The 23,002-nt window shown below is 68.7% G+C and carries 5 protein-coding genes (1 of these 5 cut by a window edge); 4 read left to right on the top strand and 1 reads right to left on the bottom strand.

Annotation, left to right across the window (positions count from 1 at the left end; translation table 11 throughout):
* Positions 1-29: 29 nt before the first annotated feature.
* The 4 genes from CJ177_RS03815 to CJ177_RS03800 are packed head-to-tail and all read left to right on the top strand — an operon-like array spanning position 30 to position 4,424.
* Positions 30-467 (top strand): chorismate mutase family protein, encoded by a 438-nt coding sequence (locus CJ177_RS03815; protein ID WP_005239573.1) that lies wholly within the window; start codon positions 30-32, stop codon positions 465-467.
* Complete coding sequence (pabB, locus tag CJ177_RS03810; protein ID WP_025432227.1) at positions 467-2,539, top strand: aminodeoxychorismate synthase component I; 2,073 nt, start codon at positions 467-469, stop codon at positions 2,537-2,539. The genes CJ177_RS03815 and pabB overlap by 1 nt, the downstream gene beginning before the upstream one ends.
* Positions 2,536-3,468 (top strand): prephenate dehydrogenase/arogenate dehydrogenase family protein, encoded by a 933-nt coding sequence (locus tag CJ177_RS03805; RefSeq protein ID WP_095867300.1) that lies wholly within the window; start codon positions 2,536-2,538, stop codon positions 3,466-3,468. The genes pabB and CJ177_RS03805 overlap by 4 nt, the downstream gene beginning before the upstream one ends.
* The gene (locus CJ177_RS03800) at positions 3,465-4,424 is read left to right on the top strand and encodes a diiron oxygenase (protein WP_005239567.1); all 960 of its coding nucleotides are present in this window, start codon (positions 3,465-3,467) and stop codon (positions 4,422-4,424) included. Before CJ177_RS03805 ends, CJ177_RS03800 begins: the two co-directional genes overlap by 4 nt.
* A 72-nt stretch (positions 4,425-4,496) precedes the next feature.
* Here the strand turns inward: CJ177_RS03800 and CJ177_RS03795 are convergent, their stop codons facing one another.
* Positions 4,497-23,002 carry the 3' portion of a non-ribosomal peptide synthase/polyketide synthase gene (locus CJ177_RS03795; protein WP_373560031.1) on the bottom strand. Its footprint extends 15,220 nt past the window's final position, so 18,506 of the gene's 33,726 nt are visible here — the last part of the coding sequence; the start codon falls outside the window, past its right edge — the gene reads right to left on this strand; it ends in the stop codon at positions 4,497-4,499.

The raw sequence follows: 23,002 nt of genomic DNA, 5'->3' as shown, positions 1-23,002 counted from the left end.
CTACTGCCGATCGAGTGAGTGGGGCGACTATGTACTTCTCCGTAGGACAGCGGAACGGCGACGATTCCGGAGAGCATTCTGACGCCTCGGCGCAGCAGGCACTCGAGGGTCTGCGCGCGGAACTCGACGCAGTCGACGCGACCCTGCTCGAAGCGGTCCGGCAGCGCTTGGAGGTGTGCCTGCGCATCGGCGAACTGAAGCAACGCGAGCACATCGCCATGATGCAGCCAGGCCGAATCCATATCGTCCACGAGCGGGCGCGACAGTACGCGGACAGCCACTCCCTGTCCCCGGAGTTCTTCGACTCGCTCTACGACCTTCTCATCGCCGAGACGTGCCGGCTCGAGGACCTCGTGATCAACGCGGAGCCCGCCGACGAGGCCCCCCGCCACAACGGACACCACGACCACCGTGACAACCACCACGTTCGTCACAGTTCCGCGCCATCTGCGAATGTCGAGTCGTGATGAGTACCCGGACGCTCTTGGTCGACAACTACGATTCGTTCACCTACAACCTGTTCACCCTGCTGGCCGAGGTGAACGGTGAACCCCCCACGGTCGTGCACAACGACGTGGAGTGGGATTCGATCCCCTGGTCCGACTTCGACAACATCGTCATCTCCCCCGGCCCCGGACGCCCGGAGCGGCAACGAGACTTCGGGATCAGTGCGCGCATCATCACGGAGACCGAACTACCCGTCCTCGGCGTGTGCCTCGGTCATCAGGGACTGTGCCAGCTGTTCGGGGGCAGCGTGGTCCTCGCACCCGAACCGATGCACGGCCGCGTATCCCTCGTCGAACACGACGGTTCCGAGCTCTTCGCCGGCATTCCGTCACCGTTCCCGACGGTCCGCTACCACTCGCTGATCGTCGAGGATCTCCCCGACGACCTCGAGGCCACCGCCTGGACCGCCGACGGCCTGTTGATGGGTGTCCGTCACCGCACTCGTCCGCTGTGGGGCGTCCAGTTCCACCCCGAATCGATCAGCACCGCCTTCGGTCACGAACTGCTCGCGAACTTCCGCGATCTCACGCAGACGCATTCCGGGACACCCACGCACGGGTCCATGCTGAGAATCCCGATTCCCCACGCGCCGTACGTGGTCCAGCAGGTGCGCGTCGATCACGAAGTCGATCCCCGCACGACGTTCGAGGATCTCTTCGCGTCCGGACCCAACGCGTTCTGGCTGGACGGGACGTCGGCCTCGGAACCGACTTCGCGATTCACCATCATGGGCAATTGTTCCGGCCCCCGCGCCGAGTACATCACGTACGACGTCAGCGAATCGATCGTCCGGATCACGCGCGAGGGGTTGCCGGTCGAACAGGTGCACGCACCGTTCTTCGACTACCTCGAGCGGCAACTGCAGGCCCGGTCGGTGCCCGGCCTCCCGGGTGTGCCGTTCGGCCTCGGCTACGTGGGGTACCTCGGCTACGAACTGAAGGCCGAGACCGGCGGCACGGCGGCCCACAAGTCGCCCACCCCAGATGCCGCGCTGGTGTTCGCCGACCGCGCCGTCGTCATCGACCATTCGGGCGAGCGCACCTACGCGCTGTGCCTGAGTGATCACCAGGACGATCCGGAGTTGCGCCGCTGGCTCGACGAGATGGAGGTGGCGCTGCATCGGCTGGCCGAGCCGGACAACCCGCCGACCGCCGTGTCGCCGATCCGGAAGCCGGAGTCCGCCGAACTCGCCCTGCGCCACGAGCACGACAAGTACCTCGAACACATCGCGACCTCGCTCGGTGAGATCCGGACCGGTGAGTCCTACGAGGTGTGCCTCACCAACATGGCGACGGTGGACCAGTCCATCGATCCCCTGCACACGTTCGAGTTACTGCGCTCCATCAGCCCCACCCCGTACAGCGCGTACCTCCAGTTCGCCGGACTGTCGGTTCTCAGCGCTTCCCCCGAACGGTTCCTCAGGATCGGCGCGGACCGGGTGGTGGAGTCCAAGCCCATCAAGGGGACGCGTCCGCGCGGCGCGACCCCCGCCAAGGATGCGGCGCTGCGGCAGGACCTGCTGGACAGCGAGAAGGACCGCGCCGAGAACCTCATGATCGTCGATCTGACGCGCAACGATCTGGCCCGGGTGTGCGTTCCCGGGTCGGTGCACGTTCCCAAACTCTTCGACGTCGAGACGTACGCGGCCGTGCATCAACTCGTGTCGACCGTGCGCGGGACTCTCAGCGCCGACGCTTCCGTCGTCGAGTGTGTTCGTGCCGCCTTCCCGGGCGGATCGATGACGGGCGCGCCGAAGATCCGGACCATGGAGATCATCGACCGGCTCGAGTCCGGGCCGCGCGGTGTGTATTCCGGTTCGATCGGCTACTTTTCACTGACGGGGACGGCCGACCTGTCGATCGTCATCCGCACGATAGTCGCCACGGACACCGAGGTGACGTTCGGTATCGGTGGGGCGATCACAGCACTCTCCGACCCGGAGGAGGAGTTCGACGAGGCGATGGTCAAGGCCGCCACCATGTTGCGGGCACTGACTGTGACGGCAGACCGGCCGAACGAGATCGGGCCGTGAACGTCCCGGCCGCATCCACCCGGACCGTCGCGCTGATCGGCGGTTCCGGTGATGTCGGCCGGATGCTGGCGGCTCGGCTGCGCGCCGACGGAAACATGGTGCGCACCATCGACATCCGATTCACCGATCGGTCCGACCCGGATCAGGTGAAGGGCGACGTCACCGACCCGTCTCCCGAGTTGCGGGCGGTGGTGAACGCTGCAGATGCGGTGATCCTGGCGATCCCCGAAAGCGTCGCACTGAAGGCGATTCCGTTCGTCGTCGCGGAGTTGCCCGAACACGCCCTGCTGGTCGACACGCTGTCGGTGAAGTCCCGATTCGACGCCGCCCTGCGCGACAGTGCGCTGCGTAGCGGTGCCGTGGGCATCAACCCGATGTTCGCGCCTTCCCTCGGACCGGAGGGCCGCCCCGTCGCGGCGGTGACCTACCGGAACAGTGGTGAGGTCGAGTGGTTCCTGTCGGTGCTGTCCGGCTGGGGGTCGTCGGTGGTCCGCCTGGACGCCGAACACCACGACCGGCTCACCGCAGCGACCCAGGCGCTGACACACGCCGGCGTCCTCGCCTTCGGCCTCGCGCTGGCGGACCTCGGTGTCGACGGGGCCGAACTCACCGCGGTGGCGACCCCTCCCCATCTCGTGTCACTCGCGCTCCTCGCGCGGGTCGGCGGAGGCGTCCCGGAGGTCTATCGGGACATCCAGGCGGGCAATCCGTTTGCGGCCGAGGCCCGCCGCGCGCTCGCCGCGGCGCTGACCACTCTCACGGAAACCGTCGAGCGGGGCTCGGAGGACGATTTCGCATCGCTCATGTCCCGCTCGACGTCGGCGCTCGGCGACCGGAGCGAACCTCTCGCCCGGCTGTGCGCCGACCTCTTCACCGATCTCGTTCACAGACAGCCGCAGTCGTGGGACAGGAACGGAGATTCGTCATGACGCCCCAGAAGACTCCCTCGCTCCCGGAGTACGACCCGGCGGATCCGGTGGAGAGCGCAGTCGTGACCCGGCTCGCCCGGAACTGGGGTCAGCGGGCCACCGTGAAGAAGCCGGAACCGGATCTCGACGCGCTGTTCGACCTCGACAAGCAGGACTACCCGAACGAGTTGCTGCCCTTCGCCGATCACGATCGCTTTCTCGGCATGAGCGAGGAGCACCGGAACCAGCTCCGGGCGTGGGCCTGGATCGCATTCAACAAGAACGTCATGGACATCGAGCAGTACGTGGTCAATCCCGGGTTCGACCTCGTCGCGCACGACGCCCTGGACACCGGGCTCGGAGACACGTTCGCCGTGGCCGTCCACCAGGCGATGGTCGACGAGCAGTACCACACCCTCATGCACCTGAACGCGAGCGCCGTCACGCGCAGACAACGCGGTTGGGCGATGCCGAACAACGCCCTTCCCGACGTCCTGACGTTGCGCCGACAACGTGCGGCGACGGCCGATGCCGCCGACCCGAGGAAGCGGGCGATCACGACGTTCGCCTTCATGACGGTGGCGGAGATCTCGATCAGCTCCTACCTCGACCTGATATCCGAAAACGACGTCATCCAGCCGGTCAACCGGGCGACGGTGAGGCTGCACAATCGCGACGAGTACTGCCACGCCTCGATCGCCGACGACATCGCCGGCGTCGTCTACGACACCCTGAGCCCCGACGACCGCCGCCACTTCCTCGACGGGCTCGTCGACGCGATGACCGCTTTCAGCAGCAACGACTACTCGACCTGGCACACCATCGTCGGACTCATGGACTTGAGCGGTGGTCAGGCGATGATCGACGACGCCGAACACGACACCCGCCGATCCGCACTGGTCCAGGATTTCGGCGGCATCCACAAGCTGTGCAAGCACCTCGGCGTCGCGGGCGAGATGTCCTTCGAGTGGGCCTGACTCCGCGGCGACGGGACAGACGGGGCCACGTGGTGGGAAGGCGCGGAGCCTTCCCACCACGGGCCGCGGAGATCAGCGCCCGGATCGCTCCTCGGCCTGAGCCACGAGCGCGGTGAGCGCGGCAACCCAGAACTCCCCGAACCGGTCCACTTCCGGCGTCGAGAGGATGCCGGGCGGGAAGGACATGAACGCCGACAACTGCAGGCCCTCCGCGGTTTCCGAGATCACCGACTGGATGTCGAGGACGGCCTGGGCGGGCATCGCGCTCTTCTCGAATCCACCCGTGACGGGCGATTCGAAGTCGGGCAGCCAGTCCAGTCCGCGTACCGCCTCGGGAACCTCGGCCGCGCTGACGCGTCCGATGTAGTTGAACACGATCTGCGGTTCCGACCAGTTCCTCATGACCGCCGACGTGTCGGGGTTCAGGTACCGGAGCAGCCCGTATCCGATTCCCCGGTCCGGGATCGCGCTCAGCTGATCCCGTACCGCGTGCACGGCGTCCGCCGCGCTCGCGCCGCCCTGCAGGGCATCGGCGAGGTCGACCCCGGCGAGATCGAGGCGTGCCGGGTACATCGTGGTGAACCAGCCGACCGTCCGCGACAGGTCAGCACCCGGCACCGTGGACTCTTCACGTCCGTGGCCTTCGAGGGTGACGACCGTCGACGAAGCCTCGACTCCGCGGTCGCGCCGCCAGCCGGCCACCGCCAACGCGAGGGCTGCCGCGAGAACGTCGCCGATCTCACCGTCGAGCGCACCCGGCGTGCCACCCAGCAATGCCTCGGTGACCGGTGCGGGAACATCCACCCGGGTCCGTTCCAGCGTGCTGACCAGATCGGTTCCCAGGTCCAGCTCACGCGATCCGAGCAGTGGATCCGGCCCGGTGAGCATCCGTTCCCACACCTCGAGTTCGGCCACCCGCTCCGGCGTCGCTGCCGCTTCGAGCAGACCGTCGGTCCAGCGCCGCAGCGACGTCCCGACCGGCTCGAGTGACGGCGACGTGCCGGCGGCGATCTGGGCGCCCGCGCTCGCGAAGTCCGGCACCAGGATCCGCCACGACACGGAGTCGATGACGAGGTGGTGCGGCAACACGAGGAGCCGTCCGCGCCGATCCGACTCGGCGGGGTCGAACCAGACGAACTGCAGCATCGACCCGGTGCGTGGATCGAGGCGAGCCAGGGCCGCGCCGAACGCCGCACTTGCCACCGCGTCGAACTCCGGCGAACCGGGCTCGTCGCCGGCCGCGATCTCCACCCGCTGCACGGTGGCGTCGATGTCGACGCTGCCCGCGGGTGCGATCTCGAGCGCGTCCCCCACGCCGGAGGTGACCAGGGTCGACCGCAGCACGTCGTGCTTGTCGACCACTGCGGCGATCGTCGCGATCACCTGCTCGCGTTCGATCCCGGCGGGCAGTGTGAGCAACAACGGCATCACGAACCGGTCGAAGTCGCCGCCGCGCTCGACCATCTTGCGGGCGACCGGGGTGAGCGGCACCGTTCCGACGCCACCACCCTCGTACTCCTGCAGTGCGGTCGCCGCGGACTCGCCCGAGTCCGCCACCGCGGCCAGCTCGGCAACGGTGCGCCGCTCGAACACATCTCGCGCGGTGAAGTGGATACCGGCCGAACGTGACCGCGCCACCAACTGGATGGACACGATGCTGTCGCCGCCGAGCTCGAAGAACGAGTCGTCGATTCCGACGCTCTCCCTGCCGAGCAGTTCACCGAACACGGTCGCGAGTGCACGCTCGGTCTCGGTGCGCGGCGCCCGGAATTCGGCCGCCGACGCGAAGTCCGGCACCGGCAGTGCGCGCCGGTCGAGCTTGCCGCTGGTACCCAGCGGCAGTTCGGCGAGAACCATCACGGAATCCGGAATCATGTACTCGGGCAGCGATTCCGCGACGAACCCGTTCAGCGCCGCGGCGTCGAGAGCGGCATCCGGCTTCGGCACGACGTAGGCGACGAGCCGCGCACCCACCTCGCTGTTGTGGACGATCACGGCGGCCTGCGCCACGTCGCGGTATCGGACGAACGCCTCCTCGACCTCGCCGAGCTCGATACGCAGTCCGCGCACCTTCACCTGGAAGTCGGTGCGGCCCACGAACTCGAGGACGCCGTTCTCGTTCCACCGGACGAGGTCGCCGGTGCGGTACATCCGCGCACCCGAATCGCCGAACGGGTTCGCGACGAACCGTTCCGCACTCAGTGCGGAACTGTTGACGTATCCGCGAGCGAGTTGCGCGCCGTCGAGGTACAGCTCACCGGGAACACCGATCGGCGCCGGGTTCAGATGAGCGTCGAGCACGTAGGCGCGCGTGTTCCACGCCGGCGAACCGATCGGCGCGATCGTCGCCGTTCCCGACGGCTCCACCACGTGGGCCGTCGAGTTGATGGTCACCTCGGTCGGGCCGTACAGGTTCACCAATTCCGCGGAACCGAGACCGGCGACCCGGTTGGTCGCCGACTGCGGCAGCGGCTCACCGCCCGCGAAGACCAGGCGTAGCGAACCGCACCGGTCGGCCGTGGCAGCGTCGAGGAACATGGTCAGCACGGACGGGACGAACTGGATCACCGTCACCGCTTCCGTACCCACGGTCGCTGCCATGTACTCGGGGTCGCGGTGACCGTCCGGCGACGCGATCACGAGAGTGCCACCGACCACCAACGGCAGGAACAGCTCCCACACCGAGGCGTCGAACGTGAACGGCGTCTTCTGCAGTACCACGTCCTGCGCGCCGATGCCGTAGACGTCCCGCATCCACGCCAGCTGGTTGGCCAGCGCCGAGTGCGGAATCGCCACGCCCTTCGGACGTCCCGTCGAACCCGACGTGTACAGCGCGTAGGCCAGGTTGACCGGGCGCAGCTCGGCGAGCCGCTCGGAATCCTCGACCGGGCCCTCCGCGTACTCGGACAGGTCGAAGTCCTCGACCAGGTACACCGGCACGTCCACATCGAGATTCGCGATGTCGTCGGCCAGGCTGAGCACACACGTCGGCATGGCACTGTCCACCACGTACGAGGTGCGGTCCGCGGGGTGCTCCGGGTCGATCGGCACGTACGCGCCGCCCGCCGCGTGGACGGCGTAGAGGCTGATCACCATGTCGAGCGAGCGTCGCATCGCGATGCCCACCACCGAGTCCGGCCCCACACCCATCGACATCAGGTGCCGCGCCAGACGATTCACCCGCGCGTCGAACTCGGCGTAGGTGAGGCGCACGTGGTCCGCCACCACGGCCGTTCGATCCGGCGTGCGAGCGACCTGGGCGCCGAACATCGACACCACGGATTCGTCGGTGACGTCGTGCCCCGAGTCGTTCCACCCGGACAGGACGAGTTCGCGTTCGTCGCCGGTCAGCAGATCGAGATCGCCCACCAGCGTGGAACTGCCGGCCGCGATGGTCTGCAGGATCCGGTTCAGCCGGGACCCGAGCCGCTCGACGGTGTCGGCGCCGAATACGTCCGGAAGGTACTTCAGGACCAGTTGCAGCTCGCTGTCCGACTGGGCCAGCAGGCTCAGCGGGTAGTGCGAGGCGTCGCTGATCTGTACCCCGGCGACCTGGAGCCCGTCGATGTCGCTGTCCTCGGTGAGACCTGCGCGGTCCACCGGGTACGACTCGAACACCGTCAACGTGTCGAACAGCCCACCGATTCCGGCGATCTGCTGGATCTCCGGAAGACCGATGTGATGGTGGTCGAACAACGTCGACTGTTCCGCCTGCAGCCGCTCGAGCAGTCCGAGGAGGGACTCACGGGGATCGATACGCACACGAATCGGGATGGTGTTGATGAACAAGCCCACCATCGACTCGATGCCTGCGACCTCCGGCGGGCGCCCCGACACGGTGGCGCCGAAGACGACGTCGTCCGAGGCCGTCATGCGGGCCAGCAGCAGACCCCACGCAGCCTGGACGATCGTGTTCATCGTCAGGCCACGGTCCCGGGCGATGCGCGCCAGGTTCTCGCTCACCACCTCGCCGAGGTGCAGCGCGAACTCGGCCGGCTCGGGACGGTCCTCGCTGCTCGGTGCCGGGGCCAGCACGGTCGGACCGTCCAGTCCCGCCAGTGCGTGCGCCCACGCGCTGCGCGATGCGTCGGTGTCGCGTTCGGACAGCCAGCCGAGGAAGTCGCGGTAACCACGCACGCGCGGCAGCACCGAACCGTCACCGCGGGTCGCGTACAGCACCAGCAGGTCCTTCATCAGCAACGGCATCGACCATCCGTCGAGCAGGATGTGGTGGTTGCTGATGGAGAACCGGTAGCTGTTCTCACCCGTGCGGATCAGCAGGAACCGCATCAGGGGCGGACGACTCATATCGAACCGCGCCGAACGATGTTCGCTCAGAACGGAACTCATCCGCTCCTCGCGTTCGGTCTCGGACAGGCCGGAGAGGTCGAGCTCTCCCCACGGCAGCGCGACGTGGTCGACGACCACCTGGACCGCGGTCCCCGAATCGTCGGGGACGAACGCCGTGCGCAGGTTCGCGTGACGTGCGATCAACGCCTCCGCCGCGCCGCGGAGCCGGCCGGTGTCGACGGTGCCCTGGAAGTCCAGCACCACCTGCGCGGTGTAGACGTCCACCGCGTCCTCGGCGAGCACGGAATGGAAGAACATTCCGGACTGCAGCGGGGCGAGCGGCCACACGTCGGTGGCGTCGGGGTAGCGCCGTTCGAGCGCCTCGAGGTCGTCCTGCGTCACGGACACCAGCGGAACGTCGGACGGTGTGAGACCGCCGCCGTTCGGCCCGGAGGCGTGCTCGGCCAGCGCGGTCGCCGCGGCGTGCCACAGTTCGGCGAGCTCCCACACGTCCGCCTCGTCGAGAATCTCGGTGGCGAACGCGATCTTGGCCTCGATCTGGGGACCGGACGCCGTCTCCGACGTCACCGCGTTGATGCTGAGCACCGCCGGTGCCACCATGTCGTCGTCCATGGCACCGCCGAACTCACCCGAATCGCTGTCGGGGATCCAGCCGAGATCCCGGATCTCGGCGGGCAGATCCACCGAGCCCGCGCGACCGAGGTAGTTGAACCCGATCTGCGGAGTCGGCAACGACGCCAGGGCCGGACCCGTCTCCTCGTTCAGGTAGCGAAGCAGCCCGTAGCCGATGCCCTTGTCGGGCACGGCAAGCAACTGCTCCTTGACCGCCTTCAGCGCCGCGCCCGTCGACGTCCCGCCGTCGAACGCGTCGTCGAGATCGGCCCGGGAGACGTCCAGCCGCACCGGGTACAGGCTCGTGAACCAGCCCACCGTGCGGGAGAGGTCGGCACCGGGCACGGTCGCCTCTTCCCTGCCGTGTCCCTCGAGGTTGATCAGCACCGAGCGATCCTCGGTCCCGTTGCGGACTCCGCGCCAGCGCGCGACCGCGAGAGCGAGAGCCGCGAGCAGACCGTCGTTGACACCACCGTTCACGGACTGCGGGATCGTGGTGAGCAGCGCCTGCGTCACCTGCGTCGAGAACGTCATGCTCAGGCGGTCGGTCCGGGCGATCACGTCGCGTGCGGGATCGAACGCACGCTTTCCGATCAGCGGATCCGTGTCCGCGAGCATCCCGCGCCAGAAGTCGAGTTCCGCCACGCGGTGCGGCGACTTCGCCTCCTCGACCAGACCGTGCGCCCACGCACGGACCGAGGAGCCGACCGGTTCGAGCTGCGCCGGCTGTCCCGCCGTGATCTGCGAACCCGCGGTCGCGAAGTCCGGCAACAGCACTCGCCAGGACACACCGTCGACGACGAGGTGATGCGCGAGCACCAGCAGGCGGCCGCTCTGCCCCGGCAACGACGCCGCGGGAGCGAACCACACGAACTGCGTCATCCGGCCCGACGCCGGATCCAGCCGTTCCGCCGCACGGTCGAGAGCCGCGCGTGCCAGTCTCTCGAATCCGTCCGTTCCCGGCTTGTCGGTGAACTCGATCTGCTCGATCAGGTCGTCCGCACCGAATGTCGCTTCGGTCGGGAGAGTCTCGAACGCCCAGTCGTCCCCGGTCCGGGTGAGCCGGGATCGGAGGATGTCGTGGCGTTCCAGGACAGCATCCACCGTGGCCACCAGCTGATCCCGCGTGACCGCGGGCGGGGTGGTCAGCAGAACCGCCTGCGAGAACTTCTCGAAGGTCCCTGCCGTCTCCACCAGCCAGTGCGCGATAGGCGTGAGCGGAATCGAACCGACGCCGCCGCCCGGCAGCTCCTCGAGCTTCACCGACTCGACGTCGGTGGCCCAGTCGGCCACGTCGGCCAGCGCCGAGACGGTCTTGCGCTCGAAGACGTCCCGCGCCGTGAACAGCACCCCGGCGTTCTTCGCGCGGGTCGTGAGCTGGATGGACACGATGCTGTCGCCGCCGAGGGCGAAGAACGAGTCGTCGACGCTGACGCGGTCCACACCGAGCACCTGTGCGAAGACGTCGGCGATGGCCTTCTCCATCGGCGTCGACGGCGCGCAGTACTCACTGGCTGCCGACACGAACTGCGGCTCGGGAAGCGCCTTGCGATCGAGCTTTCCGGCGGGCGTCAGCGGCACCGAGTCGATCGCCATGATCGACGACGGCACCATGTACCCGGGCAGGGTCTCGGACACGAACGCCGACAGTTCCGCGACGTCGATCGACGCGCCCGGAGCCGGCATCACGTACGACACCAGCACGGTCTGACCGGTCTGCTCGCGGTGATGGCCCAGCGTGAACGCGAAGTCCACGCTCGCGTGGCTGCCGAGTTCGGCGTCGATCTCGCCGAGTTCGATGCGGAACCCGCGGACCTTCACCTGGAAGTCGGACCGGCCGACGTAGTCGAGGACGAGGTCGCCGGTCTCCCCGTCGTGCACCCAGCGGACGACGTCGCCGGTGCGGTAGAGCCGCTCACCGGGACCGCCGAACGGGTTGGCGACGAAACGCTCCGCCGTCAGGGCGAACCGGTTGTGATAGCCGCGTGCCACGCTCGGACCCGCCACGTACAGCTCACCCGCGACCCCCACCGGGACGGGCGTGAGCCGGGAGTCGAGCACGACCACGTCGACGCCCCGGGTGGGACCACCGATGGTGACGGGCTGATCCGCCTTCATCGGGTTGCTCGACGTGCTCCAGATCGTCGCCTCGGACGGGCCGTACAGGTTGAACATGCGCCGGCCCGGTGCCCACTTCTGCATGAGTTCCGGCGGGCAGGCCTCGCCGGCCACCGACAGCACCTCGATGCCTTCCAGCCCGGCCGGGTCGACCGTGGTGAGAGCCGCGGGCGTGATGAACGCGTGCGTGACCTTCTGCTTCTTCAGCAGCCGGGCGAGTTCGTCGCCGCCGTACACGACGCCGGACGCGATGACCATCGTCGACGCGGCGGCCACGGCGTGCAGCAGTTCGAACACGGACGCGTCGAAGCTCGGCGAGGCGAAGTGCAGCACCCGCGACTGCGGGGTGAGCCGGAGCCGCTCGACCTGCTCGGTCGTGACGTTCGCCAGCCCGGTGTGGGTGACGACGACGCCCTTCGGCAGACCCGTCGACCCCGACGTGTAGATGACGTACGCCGCGTCGTCGACCCGGGTCGGACGGATGCGGTCGGCGTCGGTGACGGCCTCGGACGACACGGACGCGCAGTCGCCGTCCATCTCGTCCTCACCGAGCACCAGCCACCGCACGGTGTCGGGCAGCTCGCCGACGTGGGCGCCGGTGGTGAGCCCGACCTCCACGCGAGAGTCCGTGACCATGTGCAGGATCCGGTCGAACGGGTAGCTCGGATCGACGGGCACGAATGCGGCGCCGGTCTTCGCGACCGCCCAGATGGAGAGGATGGATTCGACGGAACGCGTCAGTGCCAGCGCGACGAAGTCGTCGGCCCCGATGCCTCTGCCGATCAGGACGCGGGCGAGACGGTTCGAGCGCTCGTCCAGTTCACGGTAGGTGACATGCTCGTCGCCGCACACGACGGCGACGGCGTCGGGGTCGACTGCCGCGGCGGTGGCCAGGATGCTCGACAGGAGCTCGGGTGCGGCGCCGTCGGCGCCGCGCACGGGTGCCAGCACCTCGTGCTCGTTCTCGCTCAGGACGTCGATGTCCCCGATCAGCACGGAGGCGTCGGCGGTGATTGCCTCGAGGATGCGCTGGAAACGGAACGCGAACGACGCGATGGTGCGTTCGTCGAACAGATCCGTCGCGTAGGTGAAGACGCCCCGCATCGGCGCGTCCCCGTCCGCGTCGGCTGCGTCCGCGAGCGTGAGCTGCAGATCGAACTTCGCGGCGCTGATCCCACCGTCGAGTCCCTCGACCGTCAGGCCGGGCAGCTCCAGGTGCGCCTGCTCGATGTTCTGGAACGCCAGAGCCACCTGGAAGAGCGGCGAGAACGCCGTCGAGCGTTCCGGCTGGAGGATCTCGACCAGCCGCTCGAACGGCACGTCGGTGTGCGTGAACGCACCGAGGTCGTGCTGACGCACCTGCGCGAGGAGATCGGAGAACGTCGCGTCGACGTCGACCTGCGCGCGCAACACGAGCGTGTTGACGAACATGCCGACCAGGTCGTCGAGCGCGGCCTCACCGCGGCCCTCGATGGCGGTACCCACCGCGATGTCGTCCGTGGCGCTCAGCCGAGCGAGCAACACCGACAGTGCCGCGTGCGCGACCATGAACAGCGACGCGTTGTGCTCGCGCGCCAGCGCCCCGAGCCGGTCGCGCAGTTCCGCGTCGATCTCGAAGTCGAAGTTCGCGCCGCGCATCGACTGCGCGGGCGGCCGCGGCCAGTCCGTCGGCAACGGCAGCACGTCCGGCAGACCGCTGAGCGTGGTCCGCCAGTAGTCGATCTGCTTGGTGGCCAGCGAATCCGACGCGTTCTCGTCGCCAAGCAACTCGTGCTGCCAGAGCGAGAAGTCCGCGTACTGGACGTCGAGCGGAGCCCAGGCAGGTTCGGAACCGGCGGCGCGGGCGCTGTAGGCGATCACCACGTCGCGCGCCAGCGGTGCCGTCGAGGCACCGTCGGACGAGATGTGGTGGACCACGATGACCAGCACGTGCTGCTCGGCGTCGATCCGCAGGAGACGCGCGCGGACCGGGACGGCCTTCGCGACGTCGAAACCGGCGGTGACGAGCGAGATCACGCGCTCACGCAGGACGTTCTCGTCGGCGACGGTCTCCACGTCCAGTGAGGTGAAACTCCGGGCCCGCGACAACACGACCTGGCCCGGACCGTCTCCGGTGTCGGGGTACGTCGTCCGCAGCGTCTCGTGCCGTTCGACGACGTCGCCGAGTGCCTGTTCGAGCGCCGAGACGTCGAGGCGGCCCGTCAGCTTGATCGCCAGCGGAATGTTGTACGCCGCCGACGCCGTGTCGAACTGGTTGATGAACCACATGCGGGACTGCGCCGGGGACAGCGGAATCCGGGTCGGACGCGGCTGCGGCACCAGCGCCGGGCGGTTCGCGCCCACCGAATCGGACTGCTCGGCGCGAGCCGACAGCGCGATCACCGTCGGAGCCTCGAACAGTTCCCGCACACCGATCGACGTGTCGAGTGCGGCGTTGATACGGGCGACCACGCGCGTCGCGACCAATGAATTGCCGCCGAGGTCGAAAAAGCTCGTGTCCACGCTGACCCGCTCGTGACCGAGCACGTCCGCGAAGACTCCCGCGACGATCTCCTCGACCGGGGTACGCGGAGCCTTGTAATGGTCCACGGAGCCACCGAACTCGGGTTCGGGGAGCGCCTTTCGATCTAGCTTGCCGTTGATGTTCAGCGGCAGCGCATCGAGGGCAATCAGCGCGGACGGCACCATGTACCCCGGCACCGACCGGCCGGCGAACGCGAGAATGTCGGCGTCGTCGACGGAGTCGCCCTGCTCCGGCACCACGTAGCCGACGAGCCGGTCCCCGGTGTGACGGTCGTGGTGGACCACGACGACGGCCTGCGCCACCGACGGGTGTGCCACGAGCGCCCGCTCGATCTCGCCGAGCTCGATCCGGAAACCGCGGACCTTGACCTGGAAGTCGCTCCGGCCGACGTAGTCGAGGTTGCCGTCGCGGTTCCATCGCACCAGGTCACCGGTGCGGTACATCCGGTGGCCGGCCTCGCCGAACGGGTTGGCGACGAACCGTTCCGCGGTGAGGTCGTGGCGTCCGAAGTAGCCGCGCGCCAACTGCTCGCCCGCGAGATAGAGCTCACCTGTGACGCCGGCGGGAACGGGGTGCAGACGCGAATCGAGAACGTAGGTCTGCGTGTTCCATTCGGGCCTGCCGATCGGGACCGAACCGTCGCGCTCGTCGCCGCACCGGTAGTGGGTGACGCTGACGGCGGCCTCGGTGGGGCCGTACAGATTGAAGATCTCCGCGTCGGAGACGTCGCGGAACCGGAGCATCGTGTCGGCGGGCAGTGCCTCACCGATGCAGAGCACGCGTGTCAACGACACCAGCTGGGCAGGCTCCGCCACCGCGACGAACGCCGACAGCAGCGAAGGCACGAAGTGCACGGTCGAGACCTGCTGCTCCGCAACGAGTGCGGCCAGGTATGACGGGTCGCGGTGGCCGTCCGGTGTGGCGACGACCAGACGTGCGCCCGCGGTCAGCGCCCACCAGAACTCCCACACCGACAGGTCGAATGTCGCCGCCGTCTTGAGCAGCACCGAATCCTCGGCCGTGAGCGGGTATTCCGACTGCTTCCACCGCAACTGGTTAGCGATCGCACGGTGCGCGATCGCCACACCCTTCGGGCGACCGGTCGAGCCGGACGTGTAGATGACGTACGCGGCGTTCTCCGGCCGCAGCGGTGCGATCCGCTCCGAGTCGGTCAGCGGAGCCGGGTCGATTCCGCCCAGATCCAGTTCGTCGAGGAGGAGGTAGTCGACCCCGCCCGGCAGTCCCCCGACGACGGCGCGGGTCGCCAGGACGCAGACGGGTTGCGCACTCTCCAGCACATACGCGGTGCGCTCGGCCGGATGGTCCGGGTCGATCGGCAGGTACGCGCCGCCAGCCGCGGCGATCGCGTACATGCCGACCAGCAGTTCCACCGAACGCGGAATCGCCAGGCCGACCACGGTTTCCGGGCCGACCCCACGGCCGACGAGGTGGCGGGCCAACCGGTTGACCCTCGCCGAGAAATCGGCGTACGTCAGAGACTCGCCCTCGAACACGAGAGCGGTGACGTCCGGGTTCTCCGCGGCGGCGAACGCGAACATGTCTGCGAGCGTCGTCTCCGGCAGCGCCCGCTCGGTGTCGTTCCATCCGGACACCACGAGCGCGCGCTCGTCGCCGCCTGTGAGCGGCAGGTCGCCGACCGCGGTCCGCGGCGAATCCACCGCGGCGGCCAGGACGCGGCGGAACATGTCCGCGAAACGCTTGACGGTGGCGGCGTCGAACAGGTCGGTGGCGAACGTGAACACGCCCGACATCTGCTCCCCCTCGGGGCTGTCCCCCAGGATCAGATGCAGGTCGAACTGCGCGGTGTCGCCCTCGACCTCGAGCGGTGTGACGGTGAGGTCGGGCAGTTCCAGCTCGGCCTTCGTCGTGTTCTGGAACGAGTAGCCCACCTGGAAGATCGGGTGGTGGGCCATCGATCGTGCCGGGTTCAGGACCTCGACGAGGCGCTCGAACGGGACGTCGGCGTGCGAGAACGCCTCGAGGTCTGCCTCCCGGGCGCGGTCGAGGATCTCGTCGAACGTCTGCTGCCCGTCGACCTGTACACGCAGTGCGAGGGTGTTGACGAACATGCCGACGACGTCGTCGAGTTCGCGCTCACCGCGGCCTGCGATCGGGGTGCCCACCGAGATGTCCTCGGTGCCGGACAGACGGCTGAGCAGCACCGCGAACGCGGCGTGCACGGCCATGAACACGCTGGCGTTGTGCCTGCGGGCCAGTGCGGCCAGACCGCGGTGCACCTCGGCGTCGATGGTGAAGTCGATCCGCGACCCGCGCAGGGACTGCACGGGCGGTCGCGGCCGGTCCACCGGCAGCTCGAGAAGGTCGGGCACGCCGGCCAGCGTCTTCTTCCAGAAGGCCAGCTGGGCGGCGATCAGGCTGTCCGGGTCGTCCTCGCTGCCGAGGAGTTCACGCTGCCAGATCGCGTAGTCCGCGTACTGCACCGGGAGCGGCGCGAAACCGGGTTCCCCGCCGGCCGCCCGCGACGCGTACGCCACCATGACGTCGCGCACGAACGGCGCCGTGGACTCGCCGTCGGTGGACACGTGGTGCACGACGAGTGCCAGCACGTAGTCCTGCGGGCCGACCTCGAACAGTCGCGTCCGGATCGGCGGGACGTCGGCGGTGACGTCGAATCCGGCGGTGACCATCTCCACCAACTGCTCGCGCAGTTCGTCGTCCGACACCGCGGCGGGCGTCAGGTCCAGCCGGACCTGGTCGGAGGGGAGGATCACCTGGTGCGGGCCCTCCGGCGAGTCCGGGTAGATCGTGCGCAACGACTCGTGCCGGTCGAGCACGTCGAACACGGCGGACTGCAGCGCGTCCACGTCGAGCGCACCGGTCAACCGGACCGCGAGCGGGATGTTGTAGGCGGGCGAGTCCGGGTCGAAGCGGTTGATGAACCACATCCGGGACTGTGCCAGCGACAACGGGACGAAGGCAGACCTCTCCCGCGCCGCGAGGACGGGTCGCGGTCGGATGTTCTCATCGGGGGTGCCGATGCGGGCGGCGAGGCCCGCGACCGTCGGCGCCTCGAACAGTTCCCGCACTCCGATGCGACGACCGAAGACCTGTCCGGCCCGCGACACGACACGGGTGGCGCTCAGCGAGTTTCCGCCGAGGTCGAAGAAGCTGTCGTCCACGCTGACCTGCTCGAGTCCGAGCACGTCGGCGAAGATGCCTGCGATCGTCTCTTCCGCCGGCGTCGTCGGGGCACGGAACTCCGCCCCCGCGGTGACGAACTCGGGCTCGGGCAGCCGCGCGCGATCCAGCTTGCCGATGCCTGTCAGCGGGATCTCGTCGAGGAGGATCACGACGGACGGCACCATGTACGGCGGAAGCGTCTCGCCGACAACCGACTTCAGCGATTCCGGATCGACCGTCGCGCCGTCGGCGGGCAGGACGTACGACACGAGGGTCGTCAGCCCGGCCGGGTTCTCACGACCCACGGTCACCGCGAACTCGACGTTCGACTGCGCGGCGAGTGCGGCGTCGATCTCACCGAGTTCGACGCGGAACCCGCGGACCTTCACCTGGAAGTCGGACCGGCCGACGTACTCCACCCGATGTCCGTCCGCCCAGCGCACGACGTCGCCGGTGCGGTACATGCGCGCGCCGGGTTCGCCGAACGGGTTGGCCACGAACCGCTCCGCCGTGACCGACGGACGGTTGTGGTAGCCGCGGGTCACCGACGGGCCGCAGATGTAGAGCTCCCCGGGCACTCCCTCCGGCACCGGACGCAACCGCGAATCGAGGATGAGGGATTCGACGCCACGCAGCGGCGAACCGATCGTCACGCGCTCACCCGCCACCATCGGTTCGGTGATGGTGACGATGACCGTGGTCTCGGTGGGACCGTAGGCGTTGCGCATCTCGCGGCCGGGAGCCCACCGTGCCACGAGTTCCGGTGTGCAGGTGTCGCCACCGACCACGACGGACGTGACGGAGTCGAGCCCGTCGGGGTCGACGGTCATCAGCGCGGTCGGTGTCATCACCACGTTGTTGACCCGTTCGCGGCGGATCAGGTCGGCGAGTTCGTCGCCGCCGTAGACGTCCGCGGGCGAGATCACCAGGGTGGCGCCCGCGCTGAATGCGGCCAGCATCTCCCCGACCGATGTGTCGAAGCTCGGCGACGCCACGTGCAGGAATCGGGAGTTCGGCGACACGACGTAGTGCTCGCGCACCTCGCGGGTGAGGTTCGCCAGACCGCGGTGGGTGACCACCACGCCCTTCGGCTTACCCGTCGAACCCGAGGTGTAGATGAGATACGCCGGGTGATCGACCGTCAGCGCGCGACGCAGATCGGCGTCCTCGACCGCGCCCGCACTGCGGGCACCGATCTCCTCGGCCGCCGCCGTCTCGTCGAGGACGATCCACGGCACCGTGCCGGGAAGGTCGTCGTGATGGCGGGCGACCGTCAGTCCGAGGACCGCCGCCGAATCGGACAGCATCTCGCCGACCCGCTCGAACGGAAGCTTCGGGTCGAGGGGCAGGTAGGCGCCGCCGGCCTTGGCAATCGACCAGATCCCGAGGATGGATTCGACCGAACGCGTGATCGCCAGTGCAACATAGTTCTCCGGCCCCACGCCCCGATCGATCAGGACACGCGCCAGCTGATTCGACCGCTCGTCGAGTTCCCGGTACGTGACCTCGCGTCCCTCGAAGGACACCGCGACCGACTCCGGCGAGATCTCGACACCCGAACGCAGCAGTTCGGGCAGTGTGCGCGGCTCGATCGACTGCGGCCCGCGGACCGGGGCGATCGCGGCCTTCTCCGCGGCGTCGAGGATCTCGATGTCGCCGAGGACCACGTCGCGGTCGGCCGACACGGCACGGAGGATCCGGCCGAACCGGTCCGCGAAGGCCAGAACGGTCTGCTCGTCGAAGATGTCGGTCGAGTAGTTGAACGTCGCGGCGATGCCCGCGGCGGCCCCGTCGGCGTAGCGCTCGCCGACGCTGAGCTGGAGGTCGAACTTGGCGACCTCGAGCGGGGCGTCGAGCGCGGAGATCTCGAGACCCGGGAACTCCATCCGGACCGATTCGTTGTTGTCGAACGACAGCGCCACCTGGAACAGCGGCTGATGCGCCGTCGACCGCGGGACGTCGAGTACCTCGACGAGACGCTCGAACGGAACGTCGCTGTGGCTGAACGCATTCAGATCGGTGGCGCGCACCTGTGACAGCAGGTCCGCGAAGGTGTCGTCGGGACGCACCGACGCTCGGAGCACGAGGGTGTTGACGAACATGCCGACGAGCCTGTCCAGTTCCTGCTCGCCGCGGCCGGCGACCGGCGTGCCGATCGCGACGTCCGTCTGCGACGACAACCGCTCGAGCAGGACGGCGAGCGCGGCGTGCACGACCATGAACAGGGTCGAGTTCGTTTCCCTGGCGATCGCGAGCAGCCCGCGGTGGGTCTGCGCGTCGATCGTGAACCGTGCCGACGCACCGCGCAGCGACTGCACGGGCGGCCGGGGCCGGTCGGTCGGCAACTCGAGCACCTCGGGGAGCCCGCCGAGCGACTGCTGCCAGTAGCCGAGCTGGCGGGCGACCAGCGATTCCGGGTCGGACTCGTCACCGAGCGACTCACGCTGCCACAGCGCGTAATCGGCGTACTGGACGGGCAGCGGTTCCCAGCTGGGAGCAGTGCCGGCCGCACGCTCCGCGTAGGCGGTCATGATGTCGGCGAACAGGGGCGCCAGCGACGCACCGTCGGCCGAGATGTGGTGCACGACCATCATCAGGATGTGGTCGGTGGGGTTCACCTCGAAGCAGGCGACCCGCACCGGGACCGTCTCGGTGACGTCGAATCCGGTGGCGCCGAGTTCACGCATCCGTGCGTACAGGTCCTGCTCGTCCGCGACCGGGGTCGGGGTCAGGTCGGACACCACGTCGGCTGCGGGCAGCACGACCTGGTGCGCGTCCTCGTCGCCGACCGGGAAGACCGTCCGCAGCGACTCGTGCCGCTGCACCACGTCCGCCCACGCCGAATTCAGCGCCGCCGTATCGATCGAGCCGGTCAACCGCACTGCCAGCGGCAGGTTGTACGCCGGGGAGGACGGGTCGAACTGGTTGACGAACCACATCCGCTGCTGCGCCAGCGACAGCGGGATACGGTCGGGGCGGGGACGGGCGACTAGTGCGGGACGGTGTTCGGCGGTTCCCGCGGTCGCCTCGAGCAACGCCGCGAGTTCTGCGACGGTCGGGTGCTCGAAGCACTCCCGGACCGACAGCTGCGCGCCGAGCGCGGCGGTCAGCCTGGCGGTGAGCCTCGTTGCGCTGATGGAGTTTCCGCCGAGGTCGAAGAACGAGTCGGCGGCACCGACGCGTTCGACGCCGAGCACCTCGCCGAATACCCCGGCGACGATCTCCTCGACCGGGGTGCGGGGTGCGACGTATTCGGCCTCGGACGTGACGAAGTCCGGTTCGGGAAGTGCACCCCGGTCCAACTTGCCGGTGGCGCCGAGCGGGAAACTGTCCAGGACGAGGATCCGGGCGGGCACCATGTACGCGGGCAGCGTCTCCGCTGCCGCGTCCAGCACCGACGCGGTGTCGATCGCCGCATCGGCCACCGGGATCACGTAGCCCACCAGGTTCTCGCCGGTGGTCTCGCTGCGGTGCACGACGACCACGGCCTGCGCCACCGACGGGTGCGCGAGAAGCGCGGACTCGACCTCGCCGAGCTCGAGCCGCTGTCCGCGGAGCTTGACCTGGAAGTCGCGGCGCCCGATGTACTCGACGATGCCGTCGGCGCGCTTGCGGACGATGTCGCCGGTGCGATACATCCGCTGCCCGGCCGTGCCGAACGGGTTCGCCACGAACCGGTCCGACGTCAGGTCGCTGCGGCCGACATAGCCGCGGGCCAGCTGGATGCCGGCGAGGTACAGCTCGCCGTGCACGCCCGCGGGGACGGGACGCAGCCGGGAATCGAGGACGTACAGCTGCGTGTTCCACACGGGCGCGCCGATCGGCACCGTCGTGCGGTCCGCTTCGGTGCACTCCCAGTAGGTGACGTCGACCGCGGCCTCCGTCGGGCCGTACAGGTTGTGGAGCGCTGCGGAGGAGAAGTCCCGGAACGCGGCCGCGGAGGCAGGCGGAAGGGCTTCACCACTGCAGAACACCTGACGCAGCGAACCGCACAGCGCGGCGTCCGCACCTGCGGTGAAGACCGCCAGCATGGACGGCACGAAGTGCATCGTGGTCACGCTGTGCCCGGCGATGACCTCGGAGAGGTACACCGGGTCGCGGTGCCCGTCCGGGATCGCGACGACGAGCTTGGCTCCGACCTCGAGCGGCCAGAACAGTTCCCACACCGACACGTCGAACGTGACCGGAGTCTTCTGCAGGACGACGTCCGTGGAATCCATCGGGTAGGTGTCCTGCATCCACAGCAACCGGTTGACGATGGCCCGGTGACTGACGGCGACGCCCTTCGGCTTACCGGTCGATCCGGACGTGTAGATCACGTAGGCGGTCGAATCCGGACGGACCGGTGCCCCGCGCTCGTCATCGGTGATCGGACCGTCGGGGTGACCGGAGAGGTCGACGGTGTCCACCTCGATCCGCGGCGCGTCCGTCTCTGCATCCCGATCGGCCGACGAGGTCAGCACGCAGACCGGGGAGGCGCTGTCGATCACGTACGCGGTGCGCGCCGCCGGATGATCCGGGTCGAGCGGCACGTAGGCGGCGCCCGTCTTCTCGATCGCGTAGATCGCGATCATCATCTCGAGGGAGCGGCGCAGCGCGACCGCGACCCGGGACTCCGGGCCGACACCCCGTGCGAGCAGTTCCCGTGCCAGGCGGTTGGTCCTGGCGTCGAACTCGGCATACGTCAGCGCGTCGTCGCCGAACACCAGGGCAACCGCGTCCGGCGTCCGCGCCACCTGCTCGTCGAACAGGTCGACGAGGGTGCGCTCCTCCGCCGCAGTCGCGGAGGTCGCCGACGTCGCGTCGGCGATCACGCCGGCGAGGACACCGGCGAACGTGTCGGCGAAGCCCTCGCCCGACGACCCGTCGAGCAGTCCGGGCAGGAGAGTGGACAGGGCCACCGTGACCGCGGCCTCCGGGCCCACACCCACACCGGCGAGCGTGCGCGCGAGTTCCGCGGACTTGTCCCGCAACTGCACATACGTGACATCGGTGCCGTTGTGCGACAGCGCGATTCCGTCCGGGTTGATCGACGCCGCACCGTCGAGGAGTTCGGGCAGCGACTTGGTGGCCGCCAGCTCCTCCGAGATCGAGTGCGACATCAGGGACTGCGCCCCCTCGTCCGGCACGGCCATACCGGCCTTCTCGTCCTCGGTCAGGATGTCGATGTCACCGACGACGGCGTCCCTGTCGGCCGTGACGGCCTCGAGCACGCGAACGAAGCGATCGGCGAAACCGCGGACCGTCGACTCGTCGAAGAGATCGGTGGCGTAGGAGAACCAGCCCCGCATGCCGGTCGCGACGGAGCCCTCGTCGAACCGTTCCTCGACTGCGACACCGAGATCGGTCTTGCTCGTGGTAAGTCCGCTCTCGAGGACCTCGACGGTCAGCCCGGCGAGCTCGAGCTTCGGCCGTTCGAGGTTCTGGAAGCTCAGCATCACCTGCGCGAGCGGCGCGTACGCGGCGGTGCGCGACGGACGGAGCACCTCGACGATCTGCTCGAACGGCACATCCGCGTTGCCGAATGCATTCAGATCGACCTCGCGTGCCTGCGTGAGCAGCGTGCTGAAGCGGGCGTTCGGGTCGACATCGGTGCGCAGCACGAGCGTGTTGACGAACATCCCGACGAGGTCGTCGAGCGCGCGGTCACCGCGGCCCGCGACGGGGGTGCTGACGGAAATGTCGCTGGTGTTGCTCAGACGTCCCAGGAGCACGGCGAGTGCGGTGTGCACCACCATGAACAGCGACGCCTGATGGGTCTGCGCGAGGTCGTTCAGCGACCGGTGCACGTCCTGCCCGATCTCGAACTCGATCAGGCCACCCTGCGGGTTGCGGACGGCCGGGCGCGGCC

The sequence above is a fragment of the Rhodococcus sp. ACPA1 genome (assembly GCF_002300195.1).
Classification (GTDB): Bacteria; Actinomycetota; Actinomycetes; order Mycobacteriales; family Mycobacteriaceae; genus Rhodococcus_F; species Rhodococcus_F opacus.
The sequence above is the reverse complement of the archived record's forward strand: the minus strand, read 5'-3'. Positions and strand labels throughout refer to the sequence as shown.

Coding starts and splice junctions, on each gene's coding strand:
- CJ177_RS03815 (WP_005239573.1), top strand. CDS start 30: ATGTACTTCTCCGTAGGACAGCGGAACGGCGACGATTCCGGAGAGCAT.
- pabB (WP_025432227.1), top strand. CDS start 467: ATGAGTACCCGGACGCTCTTGGTCGACAACTACGATTCGTTCACCTAC.
- CJ177_RS03800 (WP_005239567.1), top strand. CDS start 3,465: ATGACGCCCCAGAAGACTCCCTCGCTCCCGGAGTACGACCCGGCGGAT.